At 42.0% G+C, this 21,708-nt stretch carries 14 protein-coding genes and 1 pseudogene; 12 read left to right on the forward strand and 3 right to left on the reverse strand.

All coding sequences use genetic code 11. The features are described from left to right. Positions 1–408: 408 nt before the first annotated feature. The 3 genes and pseudogenes from HMO_RS14175 (at position 409) to HMO_RS0107180 (ending at position 3,004) form a co-directional block, all read left to right on the forward strand. Positions 409–1,695 (forward strand): cation:proton antiporter, encoded by a 1,287-nt coding sequence (locus HMO_RS14175; protein WP_010300606.1) that lies wholly within the window; start codon positions 409–411, stop codon positions 1,693–1,695. Beyond that, positions 1,682–2,340 (forward strand): annotated as a pseudogene (locus HMO_RS17655) (ribonuclease HII). Before HMO_RS14175 ends, HMO_RS17655 begins: the two are co-directional and overlap by 14 nt. A 52-nt stretch (positions 2,341–2,392) precedes the next feature. Further along, entirely contained in the window at positions 2,393–3,004 is a 612-nt protein-coding gene (locus tag HMO_RS0107180) for a hypothetical protein (RefSeq protein ID WP_139016847.1), read from the forward strand. 38 nt (positions 3,005–3,042) lie between these two features. Here the strand turns inward: HMO_RS0107180 and HMO_RS0107185 are convergent, their stop codons facing one another. After that, positions 3,043–3,579, reverse strand: coding sequence for a hypothetical protein (locus tag HMO_RS0107185; protein ID WP_010300617.1), 537 nt, complete (start codon positions 3,577–3,579; stop codon positions 3,043–3,045). A gap of 466 nt (positions 3,580–4,045) precedes the next feature. Continuing rightward, positions 4,046–4,873 (reverse strand): division plane positioning ATPase MipZ, encoded by an 828-nt coding sequence (locus HMO_RS0107190; RefSeq protein ID WP_010300620.1) that lies wholly within the window; start codon positions 4,871–4,873, stop codon positions 4,046–4,048. Between the two features lie 442 nt (positions 4,874–5,315). On the opposite strand from HMO_RS0107190, the gene HMO_RS0107195 reads away from it, so the two are divergent. Beyond that, a complete protein-coding gene (locus tag HMO_RS0107195; protein WP_010300623.1) occupies positions 5,316–5,960 on the forward strand; it encodes an SOS response-associated peptidase in 645 nt (214 codons plus the stop codon). A 184-nt stretch (positions 5,961–6,144) separates the two neighbouring features. Here the strand turns inward: HMO_RS0107195 and HMO_RS0107200 are convergent, their stop codons facing one another. Beyond that, positions 6,145–7,407 carry a TraB/GumN family protein gene (locus HMO_RS0107200; RefSeq protein ID WP_010300627.1) on the reverse strand — a complete coding sequence of 421 codons (1,263 nt, stop codon included), beginning with the start codon at positions 7,405–7,407 and terminating at the stop codon, positions 6,145–6,147. A 266-nt stretch (positions 7,408–7,673) separates the two neighbouring features. On the opposite strand from HMO_RS0107200, the gene HMO_RS0107205 reads away from it, so the two are divergent. The 8 genes from HMO_RS0107205 (at position 7,674) to HMO_RS0107250 (ending at position 21,393) form a co-directional block, all read left to right on the forward strand. Then, positions 7,674–8,147 (forward strand): ribosome maturation factor RimP, encoded by a 474-nt coding sequence (locus HMO_RS0107205; RefSeq protein WP_010300630.1) that lies wholly within the window; start codon positions 7,674–7,676, stop codon positions 8,145–8,147. Between the two features lie 26 nt (positions 8,148–8,173). Then, positions 8,174–9,715, forward strand: coding sequence for a transcription termination factor NusA (gene nusA / locus HMO_RS0107210; RefSeq protein ID WP_010300633.1), 1,542 nt, complete (start codon positions 8,174–8,176; stop codon positions 9,713–9,715). A gap of 20 nt (positions 9,716–9,735) precedes the next feature. Then, positions 9,736–12,270 carry a translation initiation factor IF-2 gene (gene infB / locus HMO_RS0107215; RefSeq protein ID WP_010300635.1) on the forward strand — a complete coding sequence of 845 codons (2,535 nt, stop codon included), beginning with the start codon at positions 9,736–9,738 and terminating at the stop codon, positions 12,268–12,270. Positions 12,271–12,272: 2 nt separating this feature from the next. Next, entirely contained in the window at positions 12,273–12,665 is a 393-nt protein-coding gene (gene rbfA / locus HMO_RS14185) for a 30S ribosome-binding factor RbfA (protein WP_010300639.1), read from the forward strand. Positions 12,666–13,409: 744 nt separating this feature from the next. After that, positions 13,410–16,418 (forward strand): inverse autotransporter beta domain-containing protein, encoded by a 3,009-nt coding sequence (locus HMO_RS15565; protein WP_083821265.1) that lies wholly within the window; start codon positions 13,410–13,412, stop codon positions 16,416–16,418. A 90-nt stretch (positions 16,419–16,508) separates the two neighbouring features. Continuing rightward, complete coding sequence (locus HMO_RS0107235) at positions 16,509–17,792, forward strand: hypothetical protein (RefSeq protein WP_010300646.1); 1,284 nt, start codon at positions 16,509–16,511, stop codon at positions 17,790–17,792. A 315-nt stretch (positions 17,793–18,107) separates the two neighbouring features. After that, positions 18,108–19,193, forward strand: coding sequence for a patatin-like phospholipase family protein (locus tag HMO_RS0107240; RefSeq protein ID WP_010300648.1), 1,086 nt, complete (start codon positions 18,108–18,110; stop codon positions 19,191–19,193). A 409-nt stretch (positions 19,194–19,602) separates the two neighbouring features. After that, positions 19,603–21,393 carry an ankyrin repeat domain-containing protein gene (locus HMO_RS0107250; RefSeq protein ID WP_010300654.1) on the forward strand — a complete coding sequence of 597 codons (1,791 nt, stop codon included), beginning with the start codon at positions 19,603–19,605 and terminating at the stop codon, positions 21,391–21,393. Positions 21,394–21,708 lie beyond the last annotated feature (315 nt).

Here is a 21,708-nt window from a genome sequence, read left to right on the forward strand (position 1 = left end):
AAAAAACAAAGAGTAGGGAAGGATTTCCTTTTATTCTTGGGAGTCCCTTTCCACGTTAAAAAATGCTTAATTTTATTGTCATGAGTTTTTTGAGGCGATGAGGCTCTAGAATTTTCCTTCAAAAAGAGGAGATTTAGGGTCTAAGCCGTTAATTACATTTAATTTTCTTCTGGTAAAAAATTTCAAGGGAGGAAATTTAGAAGGAATTAAATGGATTAAATCGGTCTTCAGCGCTGGCAGTGTTGCGAATAGTAAACGTAGGTAATTCATAATTGTAAAAATTTTGGGATATAAATAACTAAAGTATTTAAAATATTAATATTATTTGTTAGAAGAGATAAATATCTCAGGCTGAGCAAATGCATGTAATATTTGCCTTTTTTAGTCTGTGTATGCTAGGCTAAATCCATGCACCATGATATGCGACTGATTGAAATTACTCTCGTTGTGGTCGCAGCACTTGCTGGCGGCTTAGGATTTGTGCGCCTTAAACAACCACCCATTTTGGGTTACATTTTAGCAGGCATCATTTTAGGTCCTTCTGGCTTTGCTTATGTAGAAAGCCGTGACATTGTGGAAACAATGGCCGAGTTAGGGGTGCTCTTGCTTTTATTTGTGGTGGGGATGGAGTTAAATCTTCGCACTTTCAAAAATGCTTGGTTGCAGACTACCTTATGTACAGTTTTGCAGATTTTTATCAGTTTGGTCGTTTCGCTAGGCCTAGCCCCTTTTTTCGGATGGTCTTTGGGGATGTCTTTACTGTTGGGATTCGTTCTAGCATTATCTTCCACCGCCGTAGTGGTCAACTTGCTCGAACGCATTGGTGAAGTACGCAGTGAATCCGGACAGTTAGCTATTGGTATTTTAATTGCTCAAGACTTGGCAATTGTTCCGATGATTTTAATTCTGCGCAATTTAAATAATGGCTCGATCTTTGATCCTGGTTTAATCATTAAACTGGCGCTGTCTGTTGCAATTATTGTCGCTTTAATCTCTTATCTTTCGCAAAAACAACGGGTGCGTATCCCTTTAACTCAGATCATTTCAGGTGAAAAGGATTTAACTCCTCTTGCCAGCTTAGGATTTTGTTTTGCTGCCGCTGCTGTTTCAGGGTTGATTGGCTTATCGGCAGCTTATGGGGCATTTTTAGCGGGACTCGTGCTGGGAAACACGCATGAGCGTATTGTGCTCTTGGAAACGACAAAGCCGATCCAAAGTACCTTGCTGATGGTTTTCTTTTTGTCCATTGGTCTGTTACTTGATTTAAGCTTTATTGCTGAACACTGGATAATGGTAACGGTACTTCTATTTGTCATCACTGTTGGTAAGACGGCGATTAATATCGGCATTCTCCACATTTTAAGGTTGCCCCGCGCTCAATCCTTTCTCGTTGGCGTTATTTTGTCTCAGCTAGGCGAGTTTGCCTTCTTATTGGCAACGGTAGGCTATCAATCAGGCATTATTGATGATCATGGCCAAAAGCTTATTGTCGCCTTAACTGTCTTGTCGCTTGCCTTTAGTCCGTTATGGTTGGCTTCTGCTCGGCGTTTAAAGGCGCATGTGGATTCACGGGCTTTAAGCTTTACAAAAATACTGGCTATGGCCTTTGGCCCTGAGTTTAGTTGGGTGCAGCGTCGAATTCAGCGTAAAAAATCTATGCTGAAGGAAGTGATCGTCGACGATGAAGACGGCTAGCCCTACTTTCGAATTAGAAAACTCTATTTCTGATAATTATCATTATATTGCCGGCGTCGATGAGGCAGGATGTGGTCCCCTAGCCGGTCCAGTTGTCGCAGCAGCCGTCATTTTCTTATCTAGGAAATTGCCCGATCACCTTACTACCCTTATTAATGACTCCAAGAAACTTACGGAAAAAAACGTACGCAAGCATTTAAAATCCTGTCAGAAGAATCAGGAAATCTTCTAACTTTTGGAGTAGGCTGCGCTTCTGTCAGTGAGATTGATCAGCTCAATATTGGACGGGCCACACGCTTAGCTATGGAACGAGCCGTGAAAAATTTAGGTATGGCGCCTAACTTTGCCTTAGTCGATGGGATTCGTAAACCTAATTTTGCATGCCCGGTGATGACTGTTGTTAAAGGAGATGCGACCTCCTATTCAATTGCGGCGGCTTCAATTATTGCAAAAGTGACGCGGGATCAGATTATGCAGGACTTGGATAGCGATTATCCGGCTTATGGCTGGCGAGAAAATTCAGGTTATGGAACGGCCTTTCATCTTAAGGCAATTCAAACCCAGGGAATTACACCTCATCATCGTAAATCCTTTGAGCCCATTAAGTCGCTTACTGGAAACCCAGTGCAACTTAAAATGTTTTAAAAAAATTCCTTAATTTTACCGAAATTTAACTTGAATCCTCTTACCTTAAGGTATGAAGAACGATCATGATGACTACTATTATAATCCGTATGTAGCCACCCATCGGGCCGGTAAGGGGGAAAGCATGTCCAGTGTTAGAGCTTCTTTCGTGTTTGCTTTTGCCATACTTACAAGTGTGGCCGCTATCTTGCTGTACTTAGATCAAAAAGAACGTTTCGAAATGGCACCGGCGCGTCAAGGACTCTATATCTTTGACAAGAAAACTACAGCTACCAATTTCTGTGATACCTATCGCTGTGTCGGTATTAGCCCTGAGTTTATTTTACCCAAAAAGGTGGATGTGGCTCAAATTCCCGGAGTTAGAGTTAATACGCAGATTCAACAGCCGGCTCCGACAATTGCATCCCTGATGATGCCCCCTTCACAATCCCAGGCCCAAGCTGCCCTTAATAGATCTGTGAGTCAGCCTGCTCCTGCAGGAGGGGCGACTGCAAACCTTCCTTTAGCTGGGCCCTCTACCACCTTAAATCCGCCCGCCGTAGCTGGGATCGATGTTAACAAGCTTCAGGCTCAGGCAGCTGCCCAACAATCTCAGACCAATAATAGTTTCCAAGTGGTGGAAGATGAGGATATGGGTGGGTTTATTGACTCTCCCGACAACTAAGATATAACTCTCCTGCAGGAAGAATTTAAATAATAAGGCTAGGGGAGGCTATGCCATGCATTCATTATTGCTATGGTTCTTAAGGTCACTGTCATACGGAATAATATCAGCAGCCATAAGATCCGTTCATTAATAAAAGAAACGTCGAGAATATTTTGAAATGTTATTTTAGGTGATCTTTGATTCTCAGGAGGCGAAGAGGTAGGTGGTTTCTGCAGGTGCTGAATAAAAATATTATCACATTGAGGCAGTTTAACCCTACACAAGATCCATAGATTACTGAAGCTTAAACCAAACATGCCTCCTGCCAACCAAGTTACAGCTTTAAAGGAGAAAAAATCATAGCTAGGACCTATAAGCATATAGGCGCCTATTGTCGTCCATATTAAGATAGTAAAGATATGATTTAAGCTTTTGGCGGGAAAGGATTTTCTCTGAAATGTAAGCGATAAGAACGCTATTAAATAGGCGATACCTATAGTAATGCATAGTATGCCAGTGTCCTGGATAATTTGAATAGCTTCTTCCCGAGTCTCGGCATAGCCAAGAAAGGGGCGGTCAACATTAATAGACATTCTTTCTTTTTATCCTTTAGGCGGAGATACTAGGAGTAGGTTTATTACTGTTTTTATTATGGTATTCGAAATATTGCAATAAATAAACTAATCCGCGTTAAAAGAAGCCGGAGGCATTTTATGGTGTAGGGCAAATAAAGAATCCTTATCTTATAAAATGCTAACACTACCCTGAGAAAACTCTTTTGCACCTTAAGCATCAATTCGCCTTCCTGTTAACTTCTCTCTTCTCGCGTTATTTCTAGAAGAGCGCATCTTTGATTAACTCGGAAATGCTATAAGTTAAAAGAACACTATCTGATAGGAGGTGAACATTTAAAAAAAAGAGGTGGGTTTACGCGGAGACAAGAGAGCAAAATTAAATTTGCTCTTATCTAAAAAAGTGAGCTATGCACGCCTTCTGCAACGAGGACTAAATCTTATTATTCCTCACCTTGGCAAGTTTAGGCATAAGCGGTGCTCGCTATTATGCTGCCTGACTGCGATCCAAGCTTTTTGGCAAGTTTAGGCCCTCCAATAAAGCTGTTAACTCTTGCTTGGCTGCGAGGTGAGATAATGTCATCGGTGTACCTGTTTCTCGCATATCTAATAAGGTTAAACCTGTTAAAAACAGTTCACGGAAAATAACACGTTCACCAAACCCTGGCATAAGGCGGAAACCAATTCTCTTAGCTAAAGCGCTTAAAACACGCTCCATTTCTTCACGGTTGCGTGAATGGATGCTTGCTAAGCGATTGCGCAGAACAATCCAGTCAATTTTACCCCCATCACGCATCGCTCGGTGTTTTTTTTGATCCCAAACCATTTCAGAGTAGGTACTGGGCCGCAAGATATTAAGCGAATCCGGGTCCACACGAACCAGCATATCGAGATCAATAAAACTGTCGTTTAAAGGCGTGATAAGCGTATCTGCATAAGAATGAGCTAAGCGAGAGAGGTGAGTGTCGCTTCCGGGTGTATCAATGACAATAAAGTCACAGTTCTGATGCTGGGTTAATGCCTGAGTGAAATTTGCCTCTTCTTCCTGTTCAGCTTCCGTGACATTGTCAAGGGTGCTCTTATAAATTGCTGTATGTTGCGGGAGCGGAATCGAAAGATTAGATTCCTTAACTCTATGGTGACGATTTTCTACATAGCGGGATAAGGTTCCTTGACGGGCATCCACATCAATAGAACCAACCTGATAGCCTTTCCAAAGTAAAGCCGTAATAACGTGCATGGTCACCGTTGACTTACCTGTGCCACCTTTTTCATTACCTAGTACAATAATATATGGTTTTGATTCCGAACTCATGCTCATATACCTTCTTCATAATCTTGTTTTTTAGTTTATGCCAACTATCTTCTAAAAAAAAGGACTGAATGCGATGAGAGTTAGAGTAATATTTTGGCATAACTTAACCTGGCGTATTAATGTCGTCCTGTCGCAGCCTAAATTGTCAGGTAAATCTGCCTCGCAGCAGTAATGAGGAAGCTGGCGCAGTGATCAGTTAAAGGGAGCTGAATTTCATTTTTTAAATACTTGCAAACAATTGCTGCTCTCTTCTAGGAGGCTAGTGTGCCTAAATGAAAATAAAAACTTAATGCTCTAAGAGCCTCAGAACTCCTTAGAGATGTGACGATCATCAATATTTTTAAGAAGCAACATAAACTCTGAGCGATTTATCAAGCTTTAAAGGAAAGGCTATAAAGCTAAACTACGACAAACTAAGTTATAATAATAAGGAGGTATAATAATGTGTGGACGCTTTACACTGGCAGCTGATACTTCACTTTTTAAAAAGCAGTTTCCCATCTCAACGACACTCGATTTTAGTCTTAAGCGTTATAATATTGCCCCCAGCCAATCGGTCCCTATCATCCATCTGCAAGACGGAAACTTATCTTTAACGCCCATGAGTTGGGGGCTGTTGCCAAGGTGGGAGGCAGGTGTTCCCCCCGTGCGGCCCATTAATGCGCGGTTGGAAACACTAACGTTTAAGCCGATGTTTAAAAGGCTGTTTGACCAAAGACGGTGCTTGGTTCCCGCGACCGGTTTTTATGAATGGGATGGCCGTATTAAACCCAAACAACCTTACTATTTTACCACTCCCGGTACGGCTTTATTTGCTTTTGCAGGGTTATGGGATAAAAAACAGGATACGGATGGTCAGGATTTTTATAGCTTTGCTATTATTACTCGGCCTGCTTCATCCAGTGTCAGCGAGATTCATGATCGGATGCCCGTCATTCTTAAACCTGAAGCTTATGAAGCGTGGCTTAAAGACCCCTCTTTTAGACTGCTAGAACATTCATCCATAGAAGAGTTTCAGTATTATCCTGTAAGCCCCCGCCTTAACTTAGTGGTCAATAATGATCCGGATCTAATTAAACCTTATTAAGGGCCCTATTTTGTGATATTAAAGCTAGCCATTGGTTGACAATGTCGACCAATGGCTTAACTCTTAACGTAGATAATTTTAACTCATTTTTAGGCTATTTTCTCCTCTTTAAAGAGTTGTGAGCTGATATGCTTAGCGGAAAGCAGAGATACCTGCTTTCCGTCGCGATACCAATGATTCAACTTTATTGAGATTTGATGCTTAGCACATCTCGTAATATTTCTATATTGGATGGTTCTATGTTAAATACTTTCTCTTCGACAGGAGAAAAATTATAGCCTTCAGCTTGTAATAACCTAGTAAGGCTATTTTGGCCTGCTAAGTGGGTTGCGCCAACAATAATTAAGATGGAGTTATCAGGATTCTCCTTTAGGATTTGCTTTATTCGGGGGACCCATACTCGGTTGCGTTTTACTACAGATTCACTGGCGCCAAGGGAAAATTCTTGAATATTTTCCTCAACAAATGCCTTAAATGAGTTCTTTTTAAATGTTTCCACGTTTTTAGAAAACTCTTTCAACGAAGCCGGCGTAAATTCAAAAGGTTTGGCCAGGGTGTTATAAAAGATGAGGACATGATCTTGCCATAATTTTTCATAAGCGGCTTCAATGACAGCCTTATCTGCAGTGTTAACCAGAAGTATAAAATCCAAGCATCGCTTAAGTTTTTCAACGCTGACTTTAACCCCTTGCTCCACCAATTCATTCATCTTATAAATGCATTTTAATCGAATGACGTTATCCTCTAATCCAATAGAATGGTCTTCAGATGTGGTTGAGCTGGAAGAATCATGGTTACTTATAAAGTAATCTTCAACAGTGCATGCTCCGCCGGTAGGACGGGCAACTGCATTATCGGAAGCTGTTGAGGCAGGTTTATCACTTCTCTCTTGGGCTGAAGTAGTAGCCTGAGTGGGGCTCCATTGACTAATAACTCTCTGTAAACAGTAATAATAAACGGCTGGTGCTACCTCAGCTAAAGATAAATTCCATCGGCGCTGGACGTCAGCTTTAAATTTTTCTGATAATAGCCGTCTTTGTTCAGAAGTTAGGTGTAAAGCCAGCCAATCTTGGTTAGCTGGCATCACGAGTCCTTCTTCTCTTAAGGTTTTAAGAGAAATGCCATCAAATTCTAATAATTCGTCACAATCAAAAGATTTAGAATTGGGACCTTTTTCCCGAACTAAGATCGGTGACTTTTCAAGCTTATCTTTAATTTCCTTCCTGATAAAGGTATGAGGTAAATCATGATGAGTACCCAATAAATAAACTGGAGGGCGAGGCTGAGAGGTGCTGGGTTCTATATCAAGTTGATAAAGGAACGCCTTAGATAAGTGCTCCTGAGAAGAAACTTCAGCCTCTTGCCTCTCCACTGCAAAGCTACCAAACTTGGCAGTTATCAAGTAGAGAAAAATTATTTTTTTAAAAATTATGCCTTTATTATTCATTTTTAAACTATTTTAAAATATGGTACTCCCTTACAAGACTTTTTTATTAGATTTACATTTAAATGGCAAGTATTTTAATTCTTTTATTCACCGAGGAGGATTAAGGGTTTATATGACGTGTGACCCCTAAACTGGCCGGAATTAAATAAATTCCTTGAATTTTGTTTAAACAGAGCATAAATTCAATCTGTGCTTTGGCAACAAAGCATATAGATATTTTATTACTTGCGTACTCGAGCCACTGAGCATATTTCAGGATTTAAACCGTGGATATACTTAAAAAAGTTGAAGAAATTCTTGAGCCCTCATTAAGCCATATGGGCTATGAGATTGTCCGTGTTCAAATGTCGGGCCTTAAGAGAAAGACCTTACAGATTATGATTGATCGTTTGGATGGAACGGGAATTAAACTCGAGGACTGTGAGCAAGTTAGCCGGTATGCATCAGTTCTTTTGGATCAACATGATCCTATCAGTGGCGCTTATATGTTGGAAGTCTCCTCGCCCGGATTGGATCGCCCTCTTGTCAAGCAAAAGGATTATCAACGTTTCTTAGGACATGATATTGTTTTAAAAAGCCATGTGTTGATTGGTAATCGGAAAACTTTTCATGGTAAACTTGAGTTTGCTAGTGAATCTGAAGTAGTCTTGACAATAAAGAATAGCGCAAACGAATCGGAGCAAGTGACCATTCCTTTCTCAGATATCAAGTCGGCCAAACTACATGTAGCTTTTAATTAACCCTTTGGATCAGAGGACTTAAGACTGTGACAACACGACGAATTAACCCAGTTGACCATTCTATTAGCCAGCCCCGTCACGAAATTTTAGCCGTTGCTGAAGCTGTTGCTCGGGAAAAAGGAATTGAGCGGGACGAAGTTCTCTATGCCATGGAGCAAGCAATCCAAAAAGCAGCGCGGGCAAAGTACGGGTTTGAAAAAGATGTCCGAGCTAAAGTGGATAAGCATACAGGTGATGTCAATATTTGGAAAGTGTTGACTGTTGTCGAAGAAGTTGAAGACCCATTGGTGCAAATTTCACTTACAGATGCCCATCAAATTGATAAATCCTACAATGTAGGAGATGAACTTGTTGAGCCTTTGCCGCCGATTGAGTTTGGCCGAGTAGCCGCCCAAAGTGCAAGGCAAGTTATTATTCAAAAAGTGCGGGATGCTGAACGCGCTCACCAATATGCTGAGTTTAAAGACCGTGCTAATCAAATTATCAGCGGCGTAGTTAAAAGGGTTGAGTTTGGAAATGTTATCGTTGATTTAGGTCGCGCAGAAGGTATCTTACGTCGGGAAGATCTGATCCAACGTGAAGTTTTTCGCAGTGGTGATCGAGTGCGGGCTTATGTATCTGATGTTCGTCCTGATGCTCGCGGGCCTATGGTATCTTTATCTCGTACACATCCGCAATTTATGGCGCGTTTGTTCGAATCTGAGGTGCCGGAAATTTACGATGGGGTCATTGAAATTAAATCTGTGGCCCGTGATCCAGGTAGCCGTGCTAAAATAGCCGTATATACAGCTGATCCTTCCATCGACCCGGTGGGTTCATGCGTAGGATTAAGAGGGGTTCGCGTCCAAGCAGTCGTCACTGAACTGCAAGGGGAGAAAATTGATATTGTGCCTTGGTCATCAAATCCGGCTACCTTTGTAGTAAATGCTTTAGCACCGGCTGAAGTCATTAAAGTGGTCCTTGATGAAGAGGCTCATCGTGTCGATATGGTCGTGGCCGAAGATCAACTAAGCTTGGCCATTGGTCGACGTGGTCAGAATGTACGTTTAGCAAGCCAGCTAACAGGCTGGAACATTGATATTATGACAGAAGAGCAAGAAGCAAAATTGCGTACAGAAGAATATAATACGCGCACTCAACTGTTTATGAATGCTTTGGATGTAGACGAAGTTATAGCTCAGCTTTTAGCTGCCGATGGCTTTACCACTGTTGAAGAGTTATCCTTTGCACCGCTTGAAGAACTGACAGCAATAGAAGGATTTGATGAAGCAATTGCCCAAGAAATTCAATCACGAGCTTTGAGTTTTGTGGAACAAAGAGCTAAAGCTTCCCTTGAAAAAGCCAAAGATTTAGGCGTCAGTGAAGAAATCCTTGAGATTGACGGCATGACAGCAGAAATGTTATTGAAGTTAGCAGAGCACAATATTAAGTCCTTAGATGATTTTGCAGATCTTTCTGGTGATGAATTCCTTGAAATAGCCCAGGAAGATCAATTAACATTAGAACAGGCAAATGCCATGATTATGGCAGCGCGTGCCCATTGGTTTGATGAAGAACCAAAAGCATAAATTACGATTGGAAAAGAATAATGACGGATCAAAAGCAAGGTGAAAAGAAAACGCTGACTCTTAATTTGAAGCCAGACGCTAAAAAGTCTGGAGATTCAGATCAAGTGCGTCAAAGTTTCTCTCACGGCCGCACAAAAGCAGTTGCTGTTGAAGTAAAAAAGAAACGGACAACCTCGGCTAGTGACACACGTCAAGCCCAGAATACTCTTAAAGCTGTCGCATCAGGAAAGTTGACAGAAGGAGAGTTTGAGGCTCGGATGCGTGCTTTGCAAGAAGCAATTAAAAATCAGACTCAAGAGGCTGAAGAAAGAGCCAAGCGTGATGAGATTGAGCTAAAGCGTCGTCAAGAAGACCAGAAGCTCTTAGATGATAAAGAAGCGTTGCGGCGCCTGGGTGGTGAAAAGCGTGAGCGTGAAGAAGCTGAACGGATAAAACAGGTTGCTGAAAAAGCAGAAAGCCAAGAGGAAGCTCGTCCTGCTCCGGAGCAACCCGTAGTTATAGCTGAACCAACCTTTGAAGAAGCTCGCCCTGTAGTTAAAGTCGGACCTAAAGTCCGTCCAGTTGATGACGAAGAGGAAGAGTCAAATGCACGGCGTTCAGTGCGGGGGGTCGAGGTCCCAAAGCGTGCTGTCCCTGTAAATCGTAAAGAAGTGAATGAGGGCCCACGTAAGCTAAACCGCAATATTTTATCACGGGCGCTTGACGGTGAAGAGATAAACCGTGGTCGTTCCATGGCATCCTTAAAACGAGCCCGTCAGAAACAGAAGGGAAATAATTCAAGCCAAGATCAATCTAAAATTGTTCGAGAGGTGATTATTCCTGAATTCATTACTGTAGGCGAACTGGCGAATAGGATGGCAGTGCGCGGTGCTGATGTTATTAAGTCTCTGATGAAATTGGGGATGATGGTAACAATCAACCAATCAATAGACGCGGATACGGCGGAATTAATTTGTACCGAGTTTGGTCACACCCCAAAACGGGTTTCCGATAGCGACGTCGAAGTGGGCATCCGTGGAATAGAAGATAGAGCGGAAGATCTAGTTTATCGTGCGCCAGTTGTAACCATTATGGGCCATGTGGATCATGGTAAGACATCACTTTTGGATGCTTTACGTAAGACAGACGTGGCAGCAGGTGAAGCAGGGGGAATTACCCAGCATATCGGCGCTTATCAGGTCACTCTTCCTTCCTCTAAAAAGATCACCTTTATTGATACCCCTGGCCACGCAGCATTTACAGAAATGCGTTCACGCGGCGCCAATGTTACCGATATTGTTGTTTTGGTCGTAGCTGCGGACGATGGAATTATGGAACAAACCATAGAAGCAATTAATCATGCTAAAGCAGCAAATGTTCCTATCATTGTAGCAATCAATAAGATTGACAAGCCTGAAGCTAACCCAGAGCGTGTCCGTGGAGAATTGTTAAACCATGGTCTTGTTTGTGAGGAATTTGGTGGGGATATTATGTCTGTGGAAGTTTCAGCAAAGCAGGGCATAAATCTTGATAAGCTCGAAGAGATTATTTTGCTGCAGGCTGAAGTTCTGGAATTGAAGTCAAATCCTAACCGTGATGCGGGTGGTGTTGTCATCGAGGCTCGGGTTGATCGCGGACGGGGAACGTTGGCAACAGTATTAATCCAGAAGGGCACCCTTAAAGTGGGTGATATCTTTGTTGCTGGTACCGAATGGGGACGGGTGCGCGCCTTACTAAACGATTTAGGGCGCAGGCTAGAGTCAGCCGGTCCGGCAATGCCAGTAGAGATTCAAGGCTTTAATGGTGTGCCGACAGCAGGTGATGAGTTTATTGTAGTTCAAGATGAAGCTAAAGCTCGTGAAATAGCCGAGTATCGTGAACATAAAGAGAAAGAAGCCAAAGCTGCAGCATCAGCAAAGTCAACCATGGAACAGATGATGTCGCAAATTGCTGCTGGCAATGTTAAAGAGCTGCAAGTAGTGGTAAAGACTGATGTTCACGGTTCCCTTGAAGCCATTGCCCAAAGCTTAGCAAAGCTTTCAACAGACGAGGTTGCTGTACGAATGCTGCATGGAGGTGTGGGCGGAATTAATGAGAGCGATATTACCTTAGCGCGTGCTTCTAATGCTTTGGTGGTAGGCTTCAATGTTCGTGCTAATCCGCAAGCCCGAGAATTAGCTCGCAGAGACGGTGTAGACATCCGCTATTATTCAATTATTTATGATGTAATTGATGATGCTAAAGCAATATTATCTGGCTTGTTAGCGCCGACCCTGCGTGAAAAATATCTGGGTAATGCTGAAATCCGAGAGGTCTTCAATATTACCAAAGTTGGTAAAGTTGCGGGCTGTTATGTTACGGATGGAATCGTTAAGAGGGGTGGCAAAGTTCGCTTGTTACGAGATAATGTGGTTATCCATGAAGGCACTCTTAAGACGCTGAAGCGCTTTAAGGAAGAAGTCCGTGAAGTTAAAGAATCTTATGAATGCGGTATGGCCTTTGAGAACTATAATGATATCCGTGCAGGTGACATTATTGAATGCTTTGAAATTGAATCCATTGCGCGGCAGTTGTAAAAATGAGAACAAAGCCTTCCGCTAAAGCTCCATCTCAGCGGCAACAACGGGTTGCCGAAGAGATCCGCTATATCCTAGCAGAGATTTTGCTGCGAGGCGATTTCTCGCGGCGGGATCTCACTCTTATGCCTGTTACTTTGACTCATGTTCACGTCTCGCCCGATCTACGTAATGCAAAGATCTATGTAATGCCATTGGGAGGAGGAAGTGAAGTGAGTTCAACTTTGACGAATCTCAATGAAATGGCAGGGGAAATACGCTTTGCCCTCGCTAAGAAGCTGACGACCAAGTATGTTCCTGCTTTGAAATTTTACAGTGATGATGCTTTTGATCAGGCTCAGCATATTGACAACCTAATCGATAAGGTAATCCAAAAAGAAAATAGTGCTAAATAGCACACAGTATCTGTGAAATTTCATTCTCCTTCATCCGTGTTTTCCATTATCTTTGCGGATATCTCTATGCATCTTTAAAAGAGTTGCTTACATATTCTCTCTAAAGATACTTTAGGGATAAAATTGTTGCATAAGCTATGCAAGTGCTTGCTCAAGCCTTAATGGAAGGAGGGATGAGCATGAGAAGGGTGAACCCTTTTTAAAAGTTTGCATGTAATTTAATGGCGTCCTTAATTTAAACTACTCTGCCTGGATATAATATAAAAAAAGCAAAGTGGAAAAGCTGCCACAAATCACTGGCTAACATTGCTCTCCTAATCTCTTTTGTCTTTTTATAGATAAATATATATCTCTAATTACAAACTACTACTAAGAGAGTCTTGATCAGAGCCCACTTAGCAGGGATTTATTGCCACTAACACTGTGGCGAATTGGGCACCAAGATTTTTTTTAATTCCTAGAACTCTTTCTACAAAATTTTTAAATGCCAGATAGGTAAAAATTGACAGCTAAATTAGATATAATATGGAAAGAAAAACAACCAGCAATAACGTTATAAAATTAAACTAACCTACAGGTGAAAAATTTCTAAATAACCTAAAGATTTTCCGCAAAATTACCAAGATATGAAGATCGTTTTATACAAGAAACGTTAAATTTCCCTATTTATTACTGAGCAATAATCAGAGGATCTGTGACATTGTCCTAATTAATAACTACTTTAATAGACAGTATGATTAGGACATGACCGTGAAAACTAACCAAACAAAATCCAGGACCCAGTTTTTTAGAAATTTTAAGAAGATCTGCTTCCTTACAGCATCGCTGCTGATAGGTAGCCATCAATTTTCACATGCAAGCCCTTATGAAGGAGAAAGGGCAGCAGGAAGAGCCCCAAAACCTGTATCTGAGCCAAACGTAAAAAAATGGCTACCTACAATGAATTTTGGTGGAAAATTCGGTAATCATAGACATCTAGGTCAGGTTTCATTATTTACGCCTTTAGTACAAAGTGAAGACGAATTGCTTTATCTTGATTTCCGCTTCACCGGCGATACTAAGAGATCGAGAGAAGGAAACTTTGGAATTGGAAAAAGATGGATTACGAGTGATAACCAATTTATTTTGGGTGTTTACGGATTTTATGATCGCCGGCGTACTCAGTTCCATAACATAGTCAGTCAAGCAACGGTTGGTTTGGAAGCGATGAGTGATAACTGGGATTACCGAGTTAACTTCTATTATCCTCAACGCACAGTCAAGCAACGAGAAAAAAGCAAAGAAAGATGGAATCAGGAACGCCGTGACTACCCAGCTAACAACGCTTACTTATATATCGATACCCATGAAAAAGTGACCAGAATTAAAGAGGTGCCATTAAAAGGTTTGGATTTAGAAATTGGTACAGCTATTCCTAACTTTAAAAGATTAAGAATATATGGAGCCTATTATCGTTTCCAAGGGGCGGCAGGCGCAAAATCAATTAATGGTTTCCGATTAAGAGGTAATTTTAAAGTTACCGATAATTTCTCTCTCCTCTTGGAAGGAAGCCGTGATAATGCTCGAAAAGGAAATGTCTTTGCTGGGTTCCAATTCCGTATTCCTTTAGGCGGTAGCAGCCAGCCCTCACGGCAATTAACCAGCCTAGAAGAAAGAATGGTTGAATTACCACAACGTGACGTAGACATCGTAACCAACTATGCACCGATTGTAGAAGAAAAAATAATAGCAACAGTAGTACGGCAACTTCCAAATAACGTTGCCAGACTTGATGGAGAACAACTTATTCCTGGAATGCAGCTTGATGTAAATGTTCAACCTCGAGCTGGGTTGGGTGAAATTCAACAGCTTCTTGAAGCTAATCCTGATGCAGCAGCTCAAGGAGCTCCAGCTAATCTTCCTCCACTCGTAGACGAGCAAGCGAATGAGGATCACGGAGGTGAAGATAATCAACCTCTTGAACGGCGTAGACACCGACGAGAGGCTGTAAATGCTCGAGATGAGGCAGCCCGCCCAGCTGTGGTAGAGGTAGCCGCTGTAGTAGCTCCTCAAGAGCCAGCTGAAAGACAAGCTGTAGTAGAAGCACCCGTTGTTGCAGTCCGCCAAGAACACGCTGAAGCGCAAGCTATGGTAGAGGCCCCAGTTGTAGTAGCTCCTCAAGAGCCAGCTGAAAGACAAGCTGTGGTAGAGGCCCCAGTTGTAGTAGCTCCTCAAGAGCCAGCTGAAAGACAAGCTGTGGTAGAAGCAGCTGGTGCAGTCGCTCCTCAAGAGCCAGCTGAAAGACAAGCTGTGGTAGAAGCACCCGTTGTTGCAGTCCGCCAAGAACACGCTGAAGTGCAAGCGGTGGTAGAGGCCCCAGTTGTAGTAGCTCCTCAAGAGCCAGCTGAAAGACAAGCTGTGGTAGAAGCAGCTGGTGCAGTCGCCCCTCAAGAGCCAGCTGAAAGACAAGCTGTAGTAGAAGCACCCGTTGTTGCAGTCCGCCAAGAACACGCTGAAGTGCAAGCGGTGGTAGAGGCACCAGTGGTAGTAGCTCCTCAAGAGCCAGCTGAAGTGCAAGCTGTGGTAGAGGCACCCGTTGTAGCAGCTCCTCAAGAGCGGGCTGAAGCGCAAGCTGTGGTAGAGGTACCCGCTATAGAAACTCCTCAAGAGCGGGCTGAAGCGCAAGCTGTGGTAGAGGCCCCAGTTGTAGTAGCTCCTCAAGAGCCAGCTGAAGTGCAAGCTGTGGTAGAGGCACCCGTTGTAGCAGCTCCTCAAGAGCCAGCTGAAGCGCAAGGTGCTCCAATCAACGCTGAACAGCCAGCCGCAGCACCAACGGCGCCAGTTACTATAGTTACCCCACAAATTGTTACAGTCGAGCCCACTGTTACTCCAGCTCCTACAGACGCTCAAGAAGTAGAAACTCCGTCCAGTGAAGTTGCTACAGCTACCTCTACAACTCCTCCTACTTCTGAAACTGCAGCCCCTGTTGAGCTGGCAGAGGTAAAACCAACCTCTCCAGTGCGCAAAGGTAAAAAAGGTAAAACACCTAAGGACCCTGCTCAGCAACGCCAAACTAAAGCTCGCCATCAGCAGCAGGAACAAGCACGTCAGAAAGCGACGGAACACACTGGTGAAGATATAGGGTCTCCGCGTCCAACTGAACAAGATGCCGTATCAGCTTCTTCCAGTGTTATCCCTACACGGCCAACCCATGAAGAGACTTCGTCTAGCGCGGACAAAGGCAAAGAAAAAGAAGAGGGAGATTCTCAAGAAGTAAAAGAAAATCAAGTCCCTGACGTAAAAGAGGTATCCTCCTCAAAGCTACAGACGAGAGAAAATGTATCTGTGAATAAAGAGGAGATAAAAGCTAGAAGAAAAGCCCGGAAAATAGAGAAGCGTCAAAAGAAACAACAGGCTGCAGAGCGAGCTTCAAAAAGTGAAGCAGAGAAGCAGAAGAGTAACCAAGAAGCCCAGTCTACCAAGCAAGGTTCCAAGAAGAAGCCTAGAAAAAATATGCCTAACACTTCGACAGAATCAGGTGAGCCAGAATCAAACTTGCAAGCTAGTGATTTAAACACTGCGGATGAGCGGGCTAGCTCCTTAGACGCTAATCAAGAAGATAGTATCTTAGATGTAGATGATGTAGATATAGTATCACTTATCCCTGCAGGGTTTAGTGCGCAAGTCCGTAACCATCAAATGCATAGAAACCAAGACCTAGTAAATGTAGTAAGTGAAGAGGATAATGATGAAGTTTCTGCAACAGACAATTAAGCATCGTCTTCTTCGTCAGGGCAAGCCTGAAGGCTTTTTAGATAAAGTCTGGCCAAGAACAAAACAAACATAACCTTTAATTGGGACATTATGAAAACTTTTATTTTATCTCTATATTTTTTCTTAATAGGATACTCCTCAGAAGTTGCTGCTTCTGAGGAGCTCCACTTTAATTCAGATTTATCGCAAGACAGTAAGGCACAGGCAGCTACAGTAGAAAAAGATAAATATGTAGATCCAGAAGCTGAGCAAGAGGAAGAGTTTATTTCCTTTCCTTCTCTTACTGAGGAATCATCATCCGCACAGCCTATCATTGGAAAAGATCGTGCTGAGCTTTTAACCGAAGAAGTGAACAGTAACTACAAAGTAATAATTCTAAGAAATGAAAGATTTGGTGAAAAGCTTGAACTTTCAAATCATGAAACGCATCTTCTTCTATCACACAGAGGACTTAACGCTTTGGAACCGTCATACAAACGGTCGCAAGGTGAGGAAGATCTCTCTCTTCTTCTTTATTCACCTACTGCTAACGTTTCTTTTTTTGTAGCAGCCGATGTAAGACCTTTTTTGATTTTCACTAAAGAATTTTTTGTCGATTCTTCTACATCAAATTCAGAAAAATCATTAGTTGCGGACTTTGTTAAGGATTTAAATATAACAATAACTAAAGTTTGCGAGGAGAGAGTTTGTAAAGAGCTTCTAAATACCCAAGATTACATGAAATACTTAGACCTTCCTAAGCTTGCAAAATTGCAGAAATATGAAAAAAAGAGAATTATTTCGCCTTTAGCCTATTTAGCAGACATATATCACACTCATCGGGAACAATTAGACTCTATTATGCTTGGAATAGCTAAGTGTGAAATAGATTTTCATAAGCATAAAAATCGAGAAGTTTTTAATCGAGAATGCAACAAAGTTTATAGACAGCTTGTAAAAGAAGAATTTATTAAGGCTATCCTTAAAACAGCATACCATAGAGATCTAGCCGCTTATATTCGTATTTATTATCTGATTCTAGGATGGGGAGATTTAACTGAATTAATTTCAACAACCTGCCTATTAGGAACACAATTTAATAAAAGTAGAAGTAATTCATTTTATGAAACATTTGTTTTTCCTTTTCTTGATAAGCTCTTTATGAATTTAAATGGTAGCTATTCAAACTTTACTGTTTTCCACTATGATTCTGGTCCGCAATCATCGCCTCGTAAAAGAATGGATATCATTCAATTTAGAGTTAGGGGTGACGATAAGAGTATCAATAGTAATAGGGAGCCAGCAATTGCGATTCGCGGAGTAGGGATCCCTCTTAATAGCCAAACAGGAGCCGTAGCTACGAAGCGGGAAGGGGGAGGCTGTCTGCTTATGTAGACGATAGTCAATAGTGGCAGAGAACCCTAAAACGTCAGAGCAGCATTTATAACCCTAGATTGAATTCGGCCGTTGAGTGAGACTTAAATAAGAATGCTTTGCTTGTTGAGGGTTTAATCCCTCACCCCTTTCTTTCTATATATTATATTGCCCAAAAACTTTTAAATAGGATAGCTTTCCTGGATGATTTTTAGGAGCTGAGCTTATCCTCTTCCTTCTTTTCTTCTCTAGAACAGCGTTAATAGTTAATAAATTAACGATTTTTTAAGAAAATAAAGCTACCATTAAGTATGAGTTTTAATTGAGGAGTAAGGTATGGATAAGAAAAGCTCTAAGGTTGGACATAACGATCCTGCAAAAGGAAACGGTAAGAAGAGAGTTTCAATCGCTTTACAAGGCGGCGGATCACATGGCGCCTTTTCCTGGGGAGTGTTAGATCGTCTGCTGGAAGATGGGCGTTTTGAAATCGAAGGCTTAACAGGCACCAGTGCGGGTGGTATGAACGCCGTCGCTGTAGCCCAGGGACTAATTAAAGGGGGCAATCAAGGAGCCCGTGAAGAATTAAAAGCATTCTGGCAAAAAATTTCTGAGTCTGGCAAAAACAGTCCTCTTAATCAACGCGGACCGATTGACAAAGCCTTGGGTAAGTATACAATGTATCATTCTCCAGGATTTGTTATTTTTGATTATCTAAGCCGTATGTTTTCGCCTTATGAGTTAAATCCTCTTCAGATCGATCCTTTAAAGGATGTAATCGTTAAGAGTTTTGACTTTGAATCAATTCGTAAAAGTAAGTTGGTTAAGCTTTATCTCTGCGCGACTCATGTCCGTACAGGAAAGCTTCGTATTTTTGATACTCAAGAAATGAGTGTTGAAGCTTTACAAGCAACGGCATGTTTGCCAACCATTCACAGTGCCGTAAAAGTGGACGGTGAATACTACTGGGATGGCGGTTTTATTGGTAACCCAGTTTTCTTCCCCTTAATTTATGATTGCGAGACAGCGGATATCATCTTAATTCAGCTGAATCCAACGGTCAGAGACAAACTACCGACAACAGCGCGTGAAATTGCTGACCGGTTGAATGAAGTGACCAATAATGCGTCGGTTGTCCGTGAAATGAGAGCTATTTCTTTGATCTCCGATTTAATTGATCAAGGCGAACTTGATGCTAAAAAGCATAAACGCGTTCATATGCATGTCATCGAAGACGAAGAAGTTTTTGCAGAGCTAGGTTGGTCTAGTAAGCTAAACACAGAATGGGAATTCTTTATGCATTTATTTGAAAAGGGCCGCTTAGCTGCCGATAAATGGATTAAAGAAAATTATGAGTATGTTGGTAAAAAGACGACAGCTCCTATGCGCGAACATTTTGTTGGCGAAAAATGGAACAAGCATTAATTTTATCAGTGTAATGAATAGGAAAGCCCGGCACTCACGCCGGGTTTTTTATTAGCGCAGACTTATTAAATCTTCATATTTCTGAATAATTCTTAAATCATCTTAATTAACTAGTAACTCCTAATAAGTTATGTTTAGCTCCATAAATAAGGGATAAATATCACTACAGAACTTGAGGAGTCTGAAAGATGAAAGTATATCTTTTGTTAAGTTGCTCTCTTTTCCTAATAGTCCCTAGCCAATCAATGCAAGCCCCAGATCAGAGTGCTACCAATCTTACGGTTCAGGATAGAATAAAAATGTTGAACCAAGCTGCATAACAACAATCCGCCTCCCCCGGTAAAATCGAAGCCGCCAGCAAAGTCAGTCTCCTCGGCCATGTGTTAATAGGGAACAGGTCCAAGCGCGAGTGGCGCCTGTCCTATCAAGATTTAACCAAAAGGAGCAGCCAGAAAGGCCCTTACCGCCGCTGCCGACTGCTCAAAGTGATGGCTCAAGTTCATCCTTTAATCGAGAACAGACTCAACCGCGGATTGCTCCTGCCTTACCGAGATTTAATCAAAAGGAGCAGCCAGAAAGGCCCTTGCCACCGGTGCCAGCTCCTCAAGGTCCTGGGATAAGCTCACCCCTTAATAAGGAACAGATCCAACCTCGGGTGGCTTCTCTCGTATCGAAGTTTAACCAAAATGTGCAACCAGAAAGGCCCTTACCACCGCTGCCGGCTTCTCAAAGTCCTAGCTTAAGCCCATCCGTTAATATAAAAGAGGCACAAGCGAAGATTTCTCCGCTCTGGTCGCTGCCTAACCAAAATAGGCCACAATCAAATCAAAATACAGGCTCAACGCCTTCTTCGGGCGAGCAGGCAAGACCAAACCTTGCCTCAGGTCCTCAAAATGCTGAAAAAAGTCAGCCAACTATCGGAAAAACTCCTGCTAAAGGAGCCAATGCAAAGCTACAGTATTCTGATTTTAGCCTTACCTTGGAGGAAAACCGAGCACAGATGCAGGAAAGAGAAAAAGCACTGCAGATGTTTGATAATCGTGCTTATTTTGAGGTTGCAAAGAAGTTTGAAGTGCTTAGCCCTATTCATCAATATTATTTAATGAGAGACTTAGAGAATAAAATCGATCAAGAAGTTGATAAGTTGCCCCCTCACATAAGCGAGGAGCAAGAACAGATTCTTCGCCAAGCCAGCCAAGCATATAAGAGCGTTTTAGATACAGGCCTCGGTCAGCAAAAAATGGATGCTTATGTGTCACGCCTGCAGCCTATCTATTATCTCCTCTTTCAGTTGCAAAAATACGCTATTGAGCAGCAACGACTAAGAGATGCTGAGAAGGCAGACAAAGGTTACTCTTTTATGATGGGGGCAGCTCGTGATGCGTTTGAAAGCAAGGATTCTCTATCATTCGCTGGCTATATTTCTAAAATGAGCGTCAGGAGTCAAATGTCATTATTTCATGATTTATTAGAAAGGGCACTTCAAAAAACTATACTGAAGAATACTTTCGCTGCCTTGGAAGCTAAAGATTATGAGAGCTTCGTCGATTACTATTCTCAGCTTAAAAATAAACAAGATAGTAATATGGTCGGCAATTGGAATCACAATTGTCTGACTCTTGCCGCTCAAAACGGCCAACTTAAAGCACTCCAATACATTTTGAGTCAAAAGGAGGCTCCCTCTGGCTGGGTAGAGGGGAAAAATGACAGTTCTGCCAATAGCTTACACTTTGCCGTTATGAATGGCCACCTTGAATGTGCACAATATTTAGTAGCACAGAGATACTCCATCGCTTCTATCGCAAAGGATTGGAGGGGTAAGAAACTATCTCCTCTTGAACTAGCAACTGATTTCTTATATGGGAGCATTACAAAAGGTGATTCAGAGAATATCCGTAAAGGATGCCAGTTAGTGCGGTGGGTCTTAGAGGAGCTAAGGAAGAATGATGATACTAATGATCCTGCGTACCTCTATGAATATGTCGACAAGTGGAAAGAGGCCCTTGAGGACCTAAGGGCCCTTCAGGAGAGGCTAAGTCGTAAAACTCAAGAGGAAGAGAATCTTAGATTAGTTACTGAAGCGATATACCAATTTATCGCAGAACGCGAGCAACAGGCTAACTATATTAAATTTAAGCAGGAGCAAGAGAAGAAAAAACGCAAAGCAGAAAAGCCAAGTCGTGCTTATGCCCGTGCCTAACCTTTAGCTCCTTTAACTTCTTAGAGGTTAGAAGGACGTAAAAATAAAAATGGTGAGTACTACTGCTCACCATTAATTTTTTATAGCTCTGAGATGCGGAAATAATTTATATCGTTAGCAGTTATAAAAGGCCAGATCCATTTTATCCGATATTCTATACAAACTGTAGAAGTCAGTGTTAGTAAGGTGGGTCGTGCTTATAAGTGCCCCTCTAAGAGCACTTAAAATTCATTTGCTTTTTGCTTAGTATGGAAATATATTTAAATAAAATAAATTTAACATTTAAATAAAAGTACATAATAAAAACTTCTCTAG

The sequence above is a fragment of the Candidatus Odyssella thessalonicensis L13 genome (genome assembly GCF_000190415.1).
Taxonomy (GTDB): Bacteria; Pseudomonadota; Alphaproteobacteria; order Paracaedibacterales; family Paracaedibacteraceae; genus Paracaedibacter; species Paracaedibacter thessalonicensis.

Excerpts from the sequence above, each read along its gene's own strand:
- HMO_RS14175 (WP_010300606.1), top strand. The coding sequence starts at position 409 with ATGCACCATGATATGCGACTGATTGAAATTACTCTCGTTGTGGTCGCA.
- HMO_RS0107180 (WP_139016847.1), top strand. The coding sequence starts at position 2,393 with ATGAAGAACGATCATGATGACTACTATTATAATCCGTATGTAGCCACC.
- HMO_RS0107185 (WP_010300617.1), bottom strand. The coding sequence starts at position 3,579 with ATGTCTATTAATGTTGACCGCCCCTTTCTTGGCTATGCCGAGACTCGG.
- HMO_RS0107190 (WP_010300620.1), bottom strand. The coding sequence starts at position 4,873 with ATGAGTTCGGAATCAAAACCATATATTATTGTACTAGGTAATGAAAAA.
- HMO_RS0107195 (WP_010300623.1), top strand. The coding sequence starts at position 5,316 with ATGTGTGGACGCTTTACACTGGCAGCTGATACTTCACTTTTTAAAAAG.
- HMO_RS0107200 (WP_010300627.1), bottom strand. The coding sequence starts at position 7,407 with ATGAATAATAAAGGCATAATTTTTAAAAAAATAATTTTTCTCTACTTG.
- infB (WP_010300635.1), top strand. The coding sequence starts at position 9,736 with ATGACGGATCAAAAGCAAGGTGAAAAGAAAACGCTGACTCTTAATTTG.
- rbfA (WP_010300639.1), top strand. The coding sequence starts at position 12,273 with ATGAGAACAAAGCCTTCCGCTAAAGCTCCATCTCAGCGGCAACAACGG.
- HMO_RS15565 (WP_083821265.1), top strand. The coding sequence starts at position 13,410 with ATGACCGTGAAAACTAACCAAACAAAATCCAGGACCCAGTTTTTTAGA.
- HMO_RS0107235 (WP_010300646.1), top strand. The coding sequence starts at position 16,509 with ATGAAAACTTTTATTTTATCTCTATATTTTTTCTTAATAGGATACTCC.
- HMO_RS0107240 (WP_010300648.1), top strand. The coding sequence starts at position 18,108 with ATGGATAAGAAAAGCTCTAAGGTTGGACATAACGATCCTGCAAAAGGA.